10 protein-coding genes are annotated in these 13425 nt (G+C 68.4%); 1 reads left to right on the top strand and 9 read right to left on the bottom strand.

Annotated features, from left to right (window positions below):
* Window positions 1-787: IS3 family transposase (locus ABZ881_RS30225; RefSeq protein WP_358489344.1), on the top strand; the 787-nt coding region annotated here is incomplete at its 5' end.
* 442 nt (window positions 788-1229) lie between these two features.
* On the opposite strand, the gene ABZ881_RS30220 is transcribed toward ABZ881_RS30225, so the two are convergent.
* The 9 genes from ABZ881_RS30220 to ABZ881_RS30180 all read right to left on the bottom strand — a co-directional run bounded on the left by ABZ881_RS30220 (window position 1230) and on the right by ABZ881_RS30180 (window position 12686).
* The gene (locus ABZ881_RS30220; RefSeq protein ID WP_358489342.1) at window positions 1230-1886 is read right to left on the bottom strand and encodes a TetR/AcrR family transcriptional regulator; all 657 of its coding nucleotides are present in this window, start codon (window positions 1884-1886) and stop codon (window positions 1230-1232) included.
* Between the two features lie 148 nt (window positions 1887-2034).
* Window positions 2035-3240 (bottom strand): acyl-CoA dehydrogenase family protein, encoded by a 1206-nt coding sequence (locus tag ABZ881_RS30215; RefSeq protein WP_358489339.1) that lies wholly within the window; start codon window positions 3238-3240, stop codon window positions 2035-2037.
* 72 nt (window positions 3241-3312) lie between these two features.
* The gene (locus ABZ881_RS30210) at window positions 3313-4350 is read right to left on the bottom strand and encodes a phosphotransferase family protein (RefSeq protein WP_358489338.1); all 1038 of its coding nucleotides are present in this window, start codon (window positions 4348-4350) and stop codon (window positions 3313-3315) included.
* 142 nt (window positions 4351-4492) lie between these two features.
* Complete coding sequence (locus ABZ881_RS30205) at window positions 4493-6040, bottom strand: class I adenylate-forming enzyme family protein (RefSeq protein WP_358489336.1); 1548 nt, start codon at window positions 6038-6040, stop codon at window positions 4493-4495.
* A gap of 87 nt (window positions 6041-6127) precedes the next feature.
* Window positions 6128-7174 carry a zinc-binding dehydrogenase gene (locus ABZ881_RS30200; protein ID WP_358489333.1) on the bottom strand — a complete coding sequence of 349 codons (1047 nt, stop codon included), beginning with the start codon at window positions 7172-7174 and terminating at the stop codon, window positions 6128-6130.
* Between the two features lie 30 nt (window positions 7175-7204).
* Window positions 7205-8239 carry an LLM class flavin-dependent oxidoreductase gene (locus ABZ881_RS30195; RefSeq protein ID WP_358489331.1) on the bottom strand — a complete coding sequence of 345 codons (1035 nt, stop codon included), beginning with the start codon at window positions 8237-8239 and terminating at the stop codon, window positions 7205-7207.
* A gap of 101 nt (window positions 8240-8340) precedes the next feature.
* The gene (locus tag ABZ881_RS30190) at window positions 8341-8601 is read right to left on the bottom strand and encodes a hypothetical protein (RefSeq protein WP_358489328.1); all 261 of its coding nucleotides are present in this window, start codon (window positions 8599-8601) and stop codon (window positions 8341-8343) included.
* Between the two features lie 34 nt (window positions 8602-8635).
* Window positions 8636-10597: a hydantoinase B/oxoprolinase family protein gene (locus ABZ881_RS30185; protein ID WP_358489326.1), complete on the bottom strand. Its 1962-nt coding sequence runs from the start codon at window positions 10595-10597 to the stop codon at window positions 8636-8638.
* Between the two features lie 13 nt (window positions 10598-10610).
* Complete coding sequence (locus ABZ881_RS30180; protein WP_358489324.1) at window positions 10611-12686, bottom strand: hydantoinase/oxoprolinase family protein; 2076 nt, start codon at window positions 12684-12686, stop codon at window positions 10611-10613.
* Window positions 12687-13425 lie beyond the last annotated feature (739 nt).

Genomic DNA, 13425 nt, shown 5'->3' with positions numbered 1-13425 from the left:
CGCGAACAGCGGCCCGACCGCTACCGAGCAACGCCGTAGTGCGCTCGACGCCGCTGTGGCGGCCGGGTTCGACGCTGCTGAGCGTTTGCACGGCTCGCCGCGGTCGCACGCGGACCTGCGCGAGGCCGGATGGAAGGTGTCGGAGAAGACCGTGGCGGACTCGATGCGTCGCCAGGGTCTGATCGCCCGCCGGATCAAGAGGCGCAACGGGCTGACCCGCCAGGACCGCACGGCACCGAAGTTCCCCGACCTGCTCAAACGCGACTTCACCGCCGCCGAGCCCAACCGCCGCTGGGTCGGGGACATGACCGAGATCCCCACCGCGGCCGGGAAGCTGTATCTGGCCACGGTGATCGACCTGTACTCGCGACGGCTGCTCGGTGCGGCCACCGGCCTGCACCCGAACGCCGAGCTGGCCTGTGAGGCCGTCCGGATGGCCATCGCGGCCCGCGGCGGAGCGGACCGGATCGCCGGGGTGATCTTCCACACCGACCGCGGCTCGACCTACACCGCGGGACCGTTCACCGCCCTGTGTCGACGGCTGGAGATCCGCCAGTCCATGGGCCGGGTCGGGTCGTGCTTCGATAACGCCGCAGCGGAGGCGTTCTTCTCCAGTCTGGATTGGGAAGTACTGTCCCGCAACGACTTCGACAGCACCAGCAGGGCTCGGGCCGTGGTGATCGACTGGTGCTACGGCTTCTATAACCACCGGCGACGACACAGCGCCGCAGCCGGGCTCTCACCGATCAACTACGAGAACGCCGCCCCAAACCGAGACGCGGCATAAGGAACCCTCCACGATCTCGGGGGAACCACACTGGGGCCCAACACCTGGCCGCCGCGTTCGACCGGCTCGCCGCCCTGCCCATTCCCGCCGGCTGACCCCGCACCAGCGACCCGACCAACCCCGCGGAGCACCCGACAGAACCGCACGCCGGACACTCCCGCACGCTGTCACACCAGGTCCAGCAGACAACACCGAATCCGAGATCAATCAGCAGCGTCATGAATGATCGGGGCTAGTCATCTGCAAGGCCGCCCCTACCTGAGCGAGTATTCTATTTGCCAAAATGTGTTCCGGGGCGAAGCTGGGCTGGCGCGTCTAGGGTAAGACCAACAGCTCACGGAGGCCCCTTGAGGACCTCGAGGCGACGGTGACGGAAACCGATACGCAACCGGCGGCGGCACACCGCCTACCACAGCTACCCGGGTGATCGAGTAAAGGCGGCCTACTGATACTCATGAGACTGCCGTGCATTGCGCTGCACAGCAGCTTTGTCCCGCTCCGGCAGCTGAGCGCCGTGCAGGATGAGGTTGGCCAACCGATCGGCGATCTCGTCCACGGGGACTGGCCCGTTCGGGTCGAGCCAGACGTAGGTGTAATTCAACATGCTCAGGACCCCGAGGACCTCGATGCGGTCGGCGCTCCGGAAGACGCCTTCCTCGACACCTTCCCGCATGATCTTCTCGAACAGCTGCTCGTACTGCACGCGGAGGCGCTTGAACTTCTTGGCTCGTTCACCGGTGAGGGCGTGCATCTCGTGCATGACGACGATGACTTCGGAACGCCGCGCGGCGAGCGTTCGCAGATGCTCGCGCACGAGAAGCCTAAACTTCTCGACTGCGCCGACCGCTTCCGCCACGACCGCCTCACCGCAGACGAGCGCCTCTTCCACGTGGCGGCGAGACAGATGAAACAGCAGGTCTTCCTTCGACCCGATGTGGTAATAGAGGGCGCCGCGCTTGATCCCGGCCGCATCGCCGAGCTCCGCGACGCCCGTTCCGTGAAAACCCTTTTCAGCGAACTTCTCCGCCGCGACGCGGAGGATCCTTTCGCGGGTCGACCCTTCGCGTGCGCCGCATTCCGCCGGTTGTTCGCCGTTCATGAGACCTCGACTCCTCCGACCGCGCATCTGGCACGCTTCCGGACTGGCGGCCGACTCGATGGTACTAGTCGGTCCAATTGCAACACAGGACGGCGCCACGGCGCGCGGCACGCGGGCGCTCTGTGGTGGTCGGCGTGTGAAAGACCCGTCACTTCATACCCGCCTCACGGCCTCCGGGTTCATCGACGATGGAGCGGGCCAGCGCCCACCGGTGCACCTCGGACGGCCCGTCGTAGATGCGGAACGAGCGGATGTCCCGATAAATCCGCTCGACCACCGTGTGATCGGTGATGCCCCGCCCGCCGAGGATCTGCACGGACCGGTCCACGACCCGGCTCAGCGCCTCCGAGCAGTAGACCTTCGCCATGCTGGTCTCCTCCCGGGCGCGGGCGCCCTGATCGAGCAACCAGCACGCCTGCCAAATGAGCAGGCGCGAGGAGTGCAGGTCCATCTCGTTGTCCGCCAGCATGAATCCAACGCCTTCGTGGTCCCCCAGCCGCTTGCCGAACGCGTGACGCTCGCGGGCGTAGTCGACGGCGATGTCGTGACACCGCCGCGCCGCGCCGAGCCAGCGCATGCAGTGCGTCATGCGTGCCGGTCCGAGTCTGAGCTGTGCGTAGCGGAAACCGCGGCCGACCTCGCCCAGGACCTCGTCTGCACCGACCCGCACGTCCTCGAAGTCGACAATCGCGTGCCCACCCGGCGAATTATTGTCCATGGTGTTCAGTTGACCCACCATCGTCATGCCGGCCCGCTCGGTGTCGAACAGGAACATGCTCGCCCCGAGGTCGCGGCCGGTGTCGTCCAGGGTACGGGCCATGACGATGACGAACCGGGCCCCGGGGAAGCCGGTGATGAGCCATTTCCGACCGTTGAGAACGTAGCCACCCCTGCTGTCGGGGGTGGCGGTGGTCCGCAGGAGCCGCGGGTCCGATCCCGCTCCCCCATCCGGCTCCGTCATGCAGAAGGCAGATCGCTGCTCTCCCGAGACCAGGGGGCGCAGGAAGCGCTCCTTCTGCTCGGGCGTGGCAACCTTCTCCAGGAGGTTCGTGTTGCCCTCGTCCGGTGCCTGCACGTTGAGCGCGAGGGGGCCGATCGGAGAGTAGCCCGCCTCCTCCAGGAGGAGGGCCCTCCCCCGGTGGTCGAGCCCCAGCCCGCCCCACTCGACGGGAGCGTGCGCAGAGAGCAGCCCGGCGGACCGCGCCTGCGCCACGAGCTCAAGCCGCAGCTCATCGCTCGGGCCGTGCCGGTCCTGGCGGGGGTCGTGCTCCCGCGGGACGACGATGTCACGGACGAACTCCCTCGCTCTCGTCCGGAGCTCCTCCATCTGGGGGTCCAGCGAGAAATCGATCACGGGGTCTCCTCTTCGGCATCGACGTTCGGGAAGCAGCCGGCCCTGGTCTCGGCCGGTCGTGGCGATGGCTACCTAGCTGAGCGCCAGGGCACGGCCACGGGTGAACAGGGTCGTCACCGACGGGGCGATGTGGTCCCAGCGCGGATCCGGACGCCTGCCACTGCGGTGTAGTCGGACGTTGAACGCGGCGATGGCCCCGAACCGGAAGCACGCCATAGCCCGGAACCAGTCGAACGAGTCCACAGAGCGCCCGCTCGCCTGCTCGTACCTGTCCCGCAGCCACTCGGGCCGGGCTCGAACCCGCATGGCCGCCACGTAGCCGGCATCCCAGCAGGAGGCGTCCGTGAACAGCGTCAGCCAGCCGAGGTCGATGAGCTGTGCACCTAGGCCCGAGATTTCCCAGTCGACGATCGCGACGAGCGTGCCTGCGTCGTCGTACAGCACGTTGTTCGTCTGGTAGTCGCCGTGGAAAACCCCGCACGGAGTGCCCTCGGGCCGGCTCGCGAGCAGCACATCGCGCAGCTCCCGTCCGGCCTGCACCCAGCCCGCCTGGTCGGACCTGCCAAGGATGTCGTCCCAGAAGTGCAGCTCCGACTCCAGTGACCGAGGCGCCTCCCAGTCGCGCAGCGTGTCCTCCCAGGGGGCCGCGTGGATCGCGGCGAGCACGTCGACCGCCTGCACGAGGAAGGGGGCCGCGCCGCCGGCCGCCAGCCGGTGGTCCAGCCCGGCGTCCCACATGTGCAGCGGCCGGGCGTCCAGGCGCTGCTGGACCACCGCGTCCGTGCCGAACCAGGCTGGGTCGCCGGTGGACCAGGTCACGCGGGCGATGGGGATGCCGCTGGCTTGCAGGCTCCGCAGCAACGGCACCTGCCGCAGCACGTCCGTGTTCCCGCGGCGCGCGACCCCGGGTGGGCTCAGCCGGATGACCAACCTCTCCGGCGGGTTGCCGGGGACGACGACGTCGAAGCCGAAGCTGAGCCCCGAGTTGCCGGGCATCGGCCAGACGTCGGGCACCTGTGCCGACGGGCCGTACTCGCCGCGGGCCCAGTGCGCCAGCGGTTCGCGCATGACGGCCGCGTCGGCGGCCGCAGGCGACCCGGAGACGGTCATCGCAGGGTGCGCGCACGGCCGTCCGGACGCACGCCCCCGAACCGGGGTACAGGGGTGAAGACCATGGGTCCCTCTCTCACGATGGCGAGGCGGGAGTTGCCGGACGAGGCGCCCGCGACGCTCAGACCTTGTTCAGGTGCGCTCAGTTCATGTGCTTGGAGCGGTCCCACGCTCGGCTCAGGTCGAGGTTCCGGTTGATCGTCCGGCGGTCGGTCTTCCCGTTCGCCAGCTTCGGGAGCTCAGCGGACGCCAGCGTGATGTAGCGCGGGATCTTCCAGTCGGCGAGCTGCGTGGAACACCACTCGATGATGTCCTGCTCCGTCCATTGATGGCCGTCGCCGAGGCGCACCGTGGCGTGTACCTCCTCCGTGTAGATCGGGTCCGGCACCCCGGAGGTGACACATTCCTCGACCGCGGGGTGGGCCGCGATGGCGAACTCCACCTCCTCGCCTGCGATGTTCTCTCCCGCCCGCTTGATGATGTGCTTGATGCGGCCGTGGAAGTAGGCGCGCCCCTGGTCGTCCATCGCGCACAGGTCGCCGGAGTGCACCCATCCGTCGCGCAGGGTGCGCGCGGTGTTGTCCGGGTCGTTGTAGTACTCGCGCATCACGTTCGGGTGGCGGAAACAGAGCTCGCCGAGCTCACCGGCCGCGACGGGCTCGCCCGTCTCGTCAGCGATCTTGATCTCGGCGTCCCCCATCGGAACGCCGATCAGCTTCGGAGCGTGGTCCCCCTCGAAAGGCACCGTGAGCGTTCCGAGCCCGCACGTCTCCGTCATGGCCCAGGTCGTGCACACCTCGACGCCGAACCGGTCGCAGAAGCGCTGGGGCCTGATGTGGCTGAACACGATGCGCATGCTGTGCTCGCGGTCGTCGTCCCGTCGTGGTGCGGTCATCAGGATTGACAGCTGAGCCGGCATCACCAGCGTGATCGTGCCGCCCGATCGCCTGACCTGGTCCCAGAACCCACTGCGGCTGAACGTAGGCTCCAGGGTGAAGCGCGCTCCGACGGCGATGGCCGGAGACATCAGCATGTGCGTCGCGGCCGCGTGGAACAGGGGCAGACAGGAGAAGAAGTTGTCCGCGGCGGTCGCCCCGAGCCGCTCCGCGATCGCCCGACCGGCCGAGACGAAGCCGGCGCTAGGCTGAACCACGCCCTTGGGCTTCCCGGTGCTCCCGGAGGTGTACATGATCGCCATCGGGTCGGCGGCAGTGATCGTCAGAGCTGGCGGCCGGTCCGCTTCCTCGCTCTCCAGGTCCGCCGCATCGAGTGGCTCACCACCGAAGCTGTAGACCCGCATCGGGTGGTCGACGTCAAGGCCTCCCCCGTCGGCGATGACCCCGTATCCCTTGCCGTCGGTGACCAGCACCGACGGCTCGCAGTGCCGAAGCACGTAGGTGATCTCGCCGTGGGTGAGGGTCGGGATCATCGGCACCATCACCGCGCCGATCTTCTGAATCGCCAGCTGCAGGCGCAGCAACCGGATGTCGCTGGGCAGCAGCAGGGCGATCTTGTCGCCCTGCCCGACCCCGTGGGCGAGAAGACCGTTGGCCAGCCTGTTGACCGACGCGTCGAACTTCCCGTACGAGAACCGCTGGTCGCCGTAGATCAGGAAGGGCGCGTCGGGGGCCGCGTCCACACGCTGCTCCCAGAAGGTACGGACGGTGACATCCTCACGTGCCGAAATCATCATTGACCTCTCGAAGGGGGTACGGGCCTACCTGGTCTTGGACGGCGGATCTGCAAATCGGGTGCTGCGGTGAACCTTCTCGGCGGGTCAGGCATCCGCGGTGATGACCACACGGATGGATGCGGAGTCCGGCTGCCGGAGCGTGTCGAGACCGGTCTGGTAGTCGGCGAGGTCGAAGACATGACTGACCGTGTCGTCGAACACCAGCTCCCCGGTGTTCACCAGGTGGAGCAGGTCGCTGATGTCCTCGTTGGTGTAACCCAGCGAGCCTGTGAGCGTGAGTTCCCTCGCCACCAGCGTCTCCTGGCGGAGACCCAGCTGCAGTCGGTTCGGATGCACCCCCGCGACGACGCACGTCCCGCCCGGCCGCAGGGAGCGCAGGCCCTGCTCGACCACCGCAGCGGAACCGACGAACTCGAAGGCGACATCGACACCTCCGCCCGTCTCGTCGCGGATACGCCGGGCCACCTGCGCCTCGCGGGCATCGACGACGTCGGCCACACCGGCCCGGCGGGCGTTGGCGAGCGCGGCGTCATCGACGTCGATGCCCACGACCTCGACCTCGTAAAGCTGGCGCAGGATCATCGCCGCGTGAATGCCGAGCCCACCAAGCCCGAAGACCGCCGCGGTCTGCCCCTTCTGCACGCCGGACTTGCGGATCGCGTGCATCGGCGTGGCGATCGCGTCGGTGATGATCGCGCCCAGTTCGAACCCGATCCCGTCGGGCAGGGGGATGACGCTCTCGGCGGGAACGGTGAAGTAGTCGGCATGCGCCCCATCCCGGCCGAGGCCCAGGATGCAGAGCTGCTCGCACCGGTTGCGACGTCCCCTCGTGCACTGCCCGCACGTCCCGCAGGGGACCAAGCCATTGACCACGACGCGCTGACCGCACGACAGGGAGTCCACCCCGGCACCCAGCGCGTCCACCACACCGGACGGCTCGTGCCCCATCGTCACGGGCAGCCGGTCGACCACAGTGGACCCGTCGACGACGTGCAGGTCCGAGCCGCAGATGCCACATGCCCGCATCGCGATGCGCACCTCCCCCTCCCCCGGTTCGGGGACGGGTATCTCGGTCAGCGAGGGGTCCACGCCGACGGTCTTGAGACGCATCGCTCGCATCACGCCTTGCATAGTCAGCTCCTTCGCCGTTGCCGTCGGATGTCACGCCCCAAGGGTGCCGAGCTCCTTGAGCAGCAGGTGGTGCGACGCCATGACCTCCTGCTCGGACACCCGGAAGGGGAATAGGGTCAGGATGGGTACGGCGTCTCCCGACAGGTGGGGACGCAGCTGTTCACGGCACTCGGCAGGTGTGCCGGCGACAGCGAAGCGTTCCAGCATCGCGTCCGTCACCTGCGCCTCGGCGGAGTCGTTCTCGTGCCGGCGAACCAGCTGGCCGATCTGCTCCGCCTGCGCCCCGAAGCCCTCCGCGGCGAACCGCTTCAGATAGTGCGGATACTGCGTGCAGTAGGAGATCGAACGCCGCGCAAGGGAGCGGGCACGATCGCCGTCCTGGTCACACGCCGCGACGAGGTGGTACGAGATCTCGATTCCGGCCGCGGCGCGACCGGCTCGGGCCGCACCGACGGCTAGCCGCTCCCGCACGTCCCCGAGGTGCTCCGCGGAATGCAGTGCACCAACCATGACACCATCGGCGAGCTCCCCGGCCAGCTCCTGCATCTTCGGTCCGACGGCGGCGATGTGGAGAGGAACCGGACGCACCGGCTCATCCCCGAGGCTGTACTTGCGGATGCCGAACAGCTCACCGTCGTAGGAGAAGGGGCTGGAGCCCGCCGACTCGTGCACGCCGCGCACGATCTCCAGGAACTCCCGTATCCGGGTCATCGGCTTCTCGTACGGAACCCCGAACCAGCGCGGCACCACGAACGCCGCACCGACCCCGAGCCCGAGCGTGAAGCGGCCACCGCTGAGCTCCTGAAGCTCACTGGCCTGCAACGCGACCATGACGGGGTTGACGGGGAAGACCTGCATCACTCCTGTGGCCAGCCCGATCCGCTCCGTCCGCAGGGCACATGCGGACAGCGGCACGATCGTCTCCCGCCACGCCTCCATCGCGACGAACCGGCTCAGCCCGGTGCGCTCGGCAGCCTGCGCAAGCTCTGCCATGTCGAGCGCCCCCAGAGTGCGCAGCCCCACTGCCACACCCAGCCGGTCAATCGCCGGCATCTCACTGCTCACCCGAACTGCTCCCTCTCCGGCCACACTCGTCCAGCGAACGGCCCGAGCCGACCAATCGATCGGCTCGGGCCGTGCGACGGTTCAACGGTTCGCGGCGCCGCTCAGCCGGCCCGCGAGGAGGGCCAGTCCATCGTCGCCGACCGCCATGGCGGCCAATGGTCGTCCGCGGTCGGCACGTCGACCGAGAGATGGTGGAAGCACTCCTGGCACTTGGTGACGATCCGCGGGCCGACGTAGTTGGCCACCGGGTACCGGGCCACGTTGGTGGAACTGCAGCGTGGGCAGGTCACCTCCACCGGGGTGCGCTCCACGTGAAGCTCCGCCTCCTCCGGCGGCGCGAAGATCAGACGTTCGACTCCCATGAGAGCCGTCCTTTCACTCGTTGACGGGCTGGACTCAGACGATCCAGTTGGTCGGGCAGGCCGTAGGCACGGTCCAGGCCCCTGCCTTGCGCGCCTCGGCTAGCTCCTTGCGCAGCTCGGTGGTCCTGTCGGTGTCCACCTGACCCGAGGAGGAGATGACGGCGCCGAAGGCACGCTGGACGAATTCGGGGCTGTAGAGCCCCTCCTCGACGTCCGCCAGCACCCGATCGACCGGGCGCTCCAACGGGTCGCCCCAGCCGCCGCCACCACCGAACAGCACCCGCAGCGCCTGTCCCGGCTTGATCTCCAGGCCGGCGACCTTCGCCGTTTGGTAGCGGGCGCCGAGGCCGAAGTCCCCGTCGCCCGGCAGCGGTCGGCCCTTGTCGTCGAAGACACCGAACAGCGGCTCGCACCCGCGCAGGTCGAACACGTCGAGCACGACGCTCGGGTCGTCCGACGGAACGAGCCAGGCGTAGAACGGGAAGCCGGGGCCGCCGCCGTTGACGCCCGGCGCACCGCGCTTGCTGCGGTCACCCGTGATCGTCACGTACGTCGTGGACAGCGGCAGGAGCGTGAAGACGCCGCCGAACCCGCCGCGGTGGAATCCGGCGCCCGCCGAGTCCGGCAGGAACTCGTGCATCAGCGGCACGATCGGGCTCTCGCGCTCGATGTGCTCCCACACCGAGGACCGGCAGGCTCCGATTGCCGGTGTGACGCTCGTGAGGCCGTCCGACCTGTAGGTACCGCCCCACGCCCCGCCCGGCAGGATTGCCCCGGCCCACGGCCCCTCGTGCCCCGGACGGTCGTCGAACCCGCCGATCATCATCGCGGCAAAGTTGCCGCTGTCCGGCGCCACCCCCAACTCGGGGAGCGCCATGCTCATGGCGGTGGTCATCATGTTGATGTTTCTGCTGCCGATGTCGAGGTGGTTGGACACGCTCGACGGAGGTAGGACGCACACCGCGCTGCCGGGCGGCAGGAGCGACTCGATCGGGCGGAGCGTTCCGCTGTTGACGGGCGAGTGCGGGTCGAGAACCATCTTGATGCCCTGAATGCACCGCGTGCTCTCGATCCAGGCCGTCCCGACGTTGCCCAGCGGCTGCCGCCCGGTCCCGGAGAAGTCGACCTCCATCGAGTCCCCACGCACCCGCACCGTGGCAGCGATCCTGAGCTCCTCGTCGGTGACGCCGTCCTCGTCGATGAAGTCCTCGACGGCATAGTCGCCGTCGGGGACCGCGGCGATGGCGGCCCGCATCGACTGCTCGATGCGGTCCATGCCGTACTGGCCGCCGGCGCGCACCGTCGCCAGGCCGAACCGGTCGACCTGCTCCCGCAGACGCGCGTCGCCGACGGCCAGGCAGCCGTAGAGCGCCCGCAGGTCACCCAGCAGGCTCGACGGGACCCGTGTGTTCTCCAGGATGTAGTTGAACGCGGAGCGCACCGCGACGTCGCCCGCATAGAGCAGCGTCGGCGGGAACTTCAGCTGCTCCTCGAAATGCGTCTGCACCCCGTTGGCGAAACCACCGGGAATCGCACCGCCCAGGTCGAGGACGTGCGACGTCGAGTGCAGCACGAACTCGACACGCCCGTCGATGATGATGGGCCGGAACAGGTTGACGTCGGACTGGTGGATCGCGCCACGCCACGGGTCGTTGACGAAGATAGTGTCACCGGGCTGGAACGACCCCTCGTCCCATTCCTCCATGAGGAAGTTGCACATGTGCTGGGCGGTGAAGGCGTGCTGCATCGCACCCTCGCGGGAAGCCACGGTCTCCCAGCCTGCGTCGGTACGCATGTGGATAGCAGCAGTGCAGTCCTGGATATCGCGCACGATCGGCGAGAACGAGCTGCGCACGAGCGACTCGTGCATGTCACGCGCGATCTCGAGCAGGCCGTAACGGATGGTCTCCAGCTCGACCAGTTCTGCGCCGTAGCGGCGGGCGATCTCCTTGGCGTCGAGGCTCGCCGGAAGCTGGGTGTTCGTGTCGATGGTCACGGTGATCAGTCCCTCAGTCCTCGTCAAGCGTCAGCAGGAGCTCACCGGTGTCGGTGACGGAGGCGGTGGAGCCTGCATTCACGACCGTCGTGGCGTAAGCCTCGACGATGATCGCCGGGCCGTTGACCGACATGCCGCCGGCCAGCTGCACCCGGGTGTAGACCGGCGAGTCGGGATGTTCGACACCGGCGAGGCGGAGTGCCACGCGGCGTTGCGGATCCGTGGATGTCTCCGCGGTCGATGCGTGGAACGACGCCATCTCGGGTCGGCGGGACACGCCGGTCACCTCCAGGGTGGTGACCAGCACGGGGATCTCCTCGGCGCTGAATCCGTACCGGTGCTCGTACAGGTCGTGGACCTGCCGCAGCATCGTCTCGATCGTCTCGGAGTCGATCGTGCCGCTCTGCAGCGGGAGCCGGTTGTCCCACGTCTGGCCGCGGTACATGGCGAAGAACGCGCGCTCGAACTCGACGCTCTCCGCGGAGACGCCCTGCCGGCCGAGGTCCTCGATGATGTCGCGCTCCATCTCGGCGTAGGCAGCCTCGAGCGCGTGCGGGTCGTGGTCGTTGAGCGTGGTCAGCGGCGAGCGGGCGCGGGTGACGCGCAGGTCGCTCGTCAGCAGCCCAAAGGCGGAGAACTCACCAGGGCTCGACGGCACGAGCACCTTCCGCGCGCCGAGCTCGCGTGCCACTCGGTCGGCCACCATCGGTCCCGCCGCGCCGAAGGCCAGGAGTCCAAAGTCGCGGACATCCAGGCCTCGGTAGGTCGAGATGGAGCGGATCGAGCCGGCGATGTCGCTGCACGCCAGCCGGTAGGCTGCGTCGGCCAGCTCGTCCACGCCCATCCCGAGCTTGTCTGCCACCGTCGCCAGCGCCTGGCGAGCGAGGTCCACGTTCAGTGTGAGCGCCCCACCGGCGAACAGGTCGGGCTGCAGGATCCCCAACGCCACGCAGGCATCGGTGAGCGTGGGCTGGGTGCCCCCGCGGCCGTAGCACGCGGGGCCCGGGGTGGAGCCCGCCGACTGCGGGCCGACGCGCAGGTTGCCCACCGCGTCGATGTGGATGATGCTGCCGGCGCCGGACCCGACACTGTGGATGTCGAGGACCGGCATCGTCATCGTCAGGCCGTTCTCGATCGACCACAGGTCGGTCATCGGCGGCTCGCCGTTCTGCACCACGGCGATGTCGGTGCTGGTGCCGCCGACGTCCATCGTGAGCAGGTTCGGGTTGTTGGACGTGCGGGCTAAGTGGACCGCGCCGTTCACCCCACCGACCGGTCCGGAGACCAGTTGGAAGACGGGCGCCTTCGAGGTCTCGGTGACCGTGCCGATGCCGCCGTTCATCGTCATGATCCAGAGCGAACCCGTGTAGCCGGTCTTGTCCAGCCCCTCGACCAGACGCTGGAGGTACCGGGTCACGATCGGGCCGACGTAGGCGTCGAGCGCGACGGTCGCCGTCCGCTCGTGCTCCTTGGTCACCGGGTAGAGCGCCGAGGTCTGGACGTAGGCCTCGGGGAACTCCTCGCGGACGATGTCCGCTGCGCGCTGCTCGTGTTCCTGGGTGATGTAGGAGTTCAGGAAGCAGACCGCGACGGCGTCGATGCCCTTCTCTCGGAGCTCACGGGCGGCCGTCCGGATCTGGTTCTCGTCGAGCGGGAGCACCTGTGTGCCGTCCCACCCGACGCGCTCGGTGATCCCGTAGCGGTCCTGCCGCTTGACGATCGGCCGGGCCTGGTGCGGGCGGAGCCAGCTGGGGTCGTAGAACTCCGGGCCGAACTGGCGGTCCTGCCGTCCGATGTCGAGCAGGTCGCGGTGGCCTGCCGTCGCGAGGAGGGCGACCCGCGCCCCCGTCCGGCTGAGCACGGCGTTGATGCCGCTGGTGTGTCCGTGGACGATCTCGCCCACCTCTTCGATCGGGATCCCCGTCTCGCGCAGGGCGGCGATCACGCCCTGCTCGAGGTCGGGCTTCGTGGTGAGCACCTTGTGCTCCCGCGTCTCACCGGTCTCCCGGTTGACGCCCACGACATCGGTGAACGTGCCACCCACGTCGATGCCGAACCACCAGGCCCCTCGAGTCGGTGCGTCAACCACAGACCATCAACTCCTTCTGCTGTGCGTCGTTGTCACGGGGAAGGTCAGTCACGGGGAAGGTCGAACCCGCGGCCATGCACGCTGCATCCAGCACGGACGTACTGACTGATCGGTACAATGAGGCACTGTGTCCGGTCCCTCGGTGTGATGTCAAGCTCACGTACGGTCGACGGGGAGCGGTCACGCGTCCTTCCGCCCGCCGCCCGGCCGGTCCGGCTCCCGACTGAACCTGCTTCGGGAATCGCGAGGGCGCTCCCCCGCCTCACACCGCTTGGCGACGCTTTTCTCATGTCGCGTCATCGCTCCGCAATTGCACGGAGCTCGACCCGCTGAACCCCCACGACCTCACTGCTTGGATGTTTCCGAGCCGATCGCACACGAATCGCCGAGGGATCCCGGGATCCACCACGAGAAATCGACAACAACGGGATGCGCCGCATGCACTACGACGGCGACTCGGTTTCACTCAGGTCGACTCGGTCGCCTGCCCGCAGAGGCGCCGCTCGACCAGGACAGGCAAGCTGTCCGGACCGGATACGGGACCCTGGTGCGCCGGTCCCGAGCGCCGACGAGACTGTTCTCCGCTAGCCCCGGTCATTCATGACGCTGCTGATTGATCTCGGATTCGGTGTTGTCTGCTGGACCTGGTGTGACGGCGTGCGGGAGTGTCCGGCGTGCGGTTCTGTCGGGTGCTCCGCGGGGTTGGTCGGGTCGCTGGTGCGGGGTCAGCCGGCGGGAA

This window comes from Pseudonocardia sp. NPDC046786 (assembly GCF_040645415.1).
GTDB lineage: Bacteria > Actinomycetota > Actinomycetes > Mycobacteriales > Pseudonocardiaceae > Pseudonocardia > Pseudonocardia kongjuensis.
This window is presented reverse-complemented; position numbering and strand designations above follow the sequence as displayed.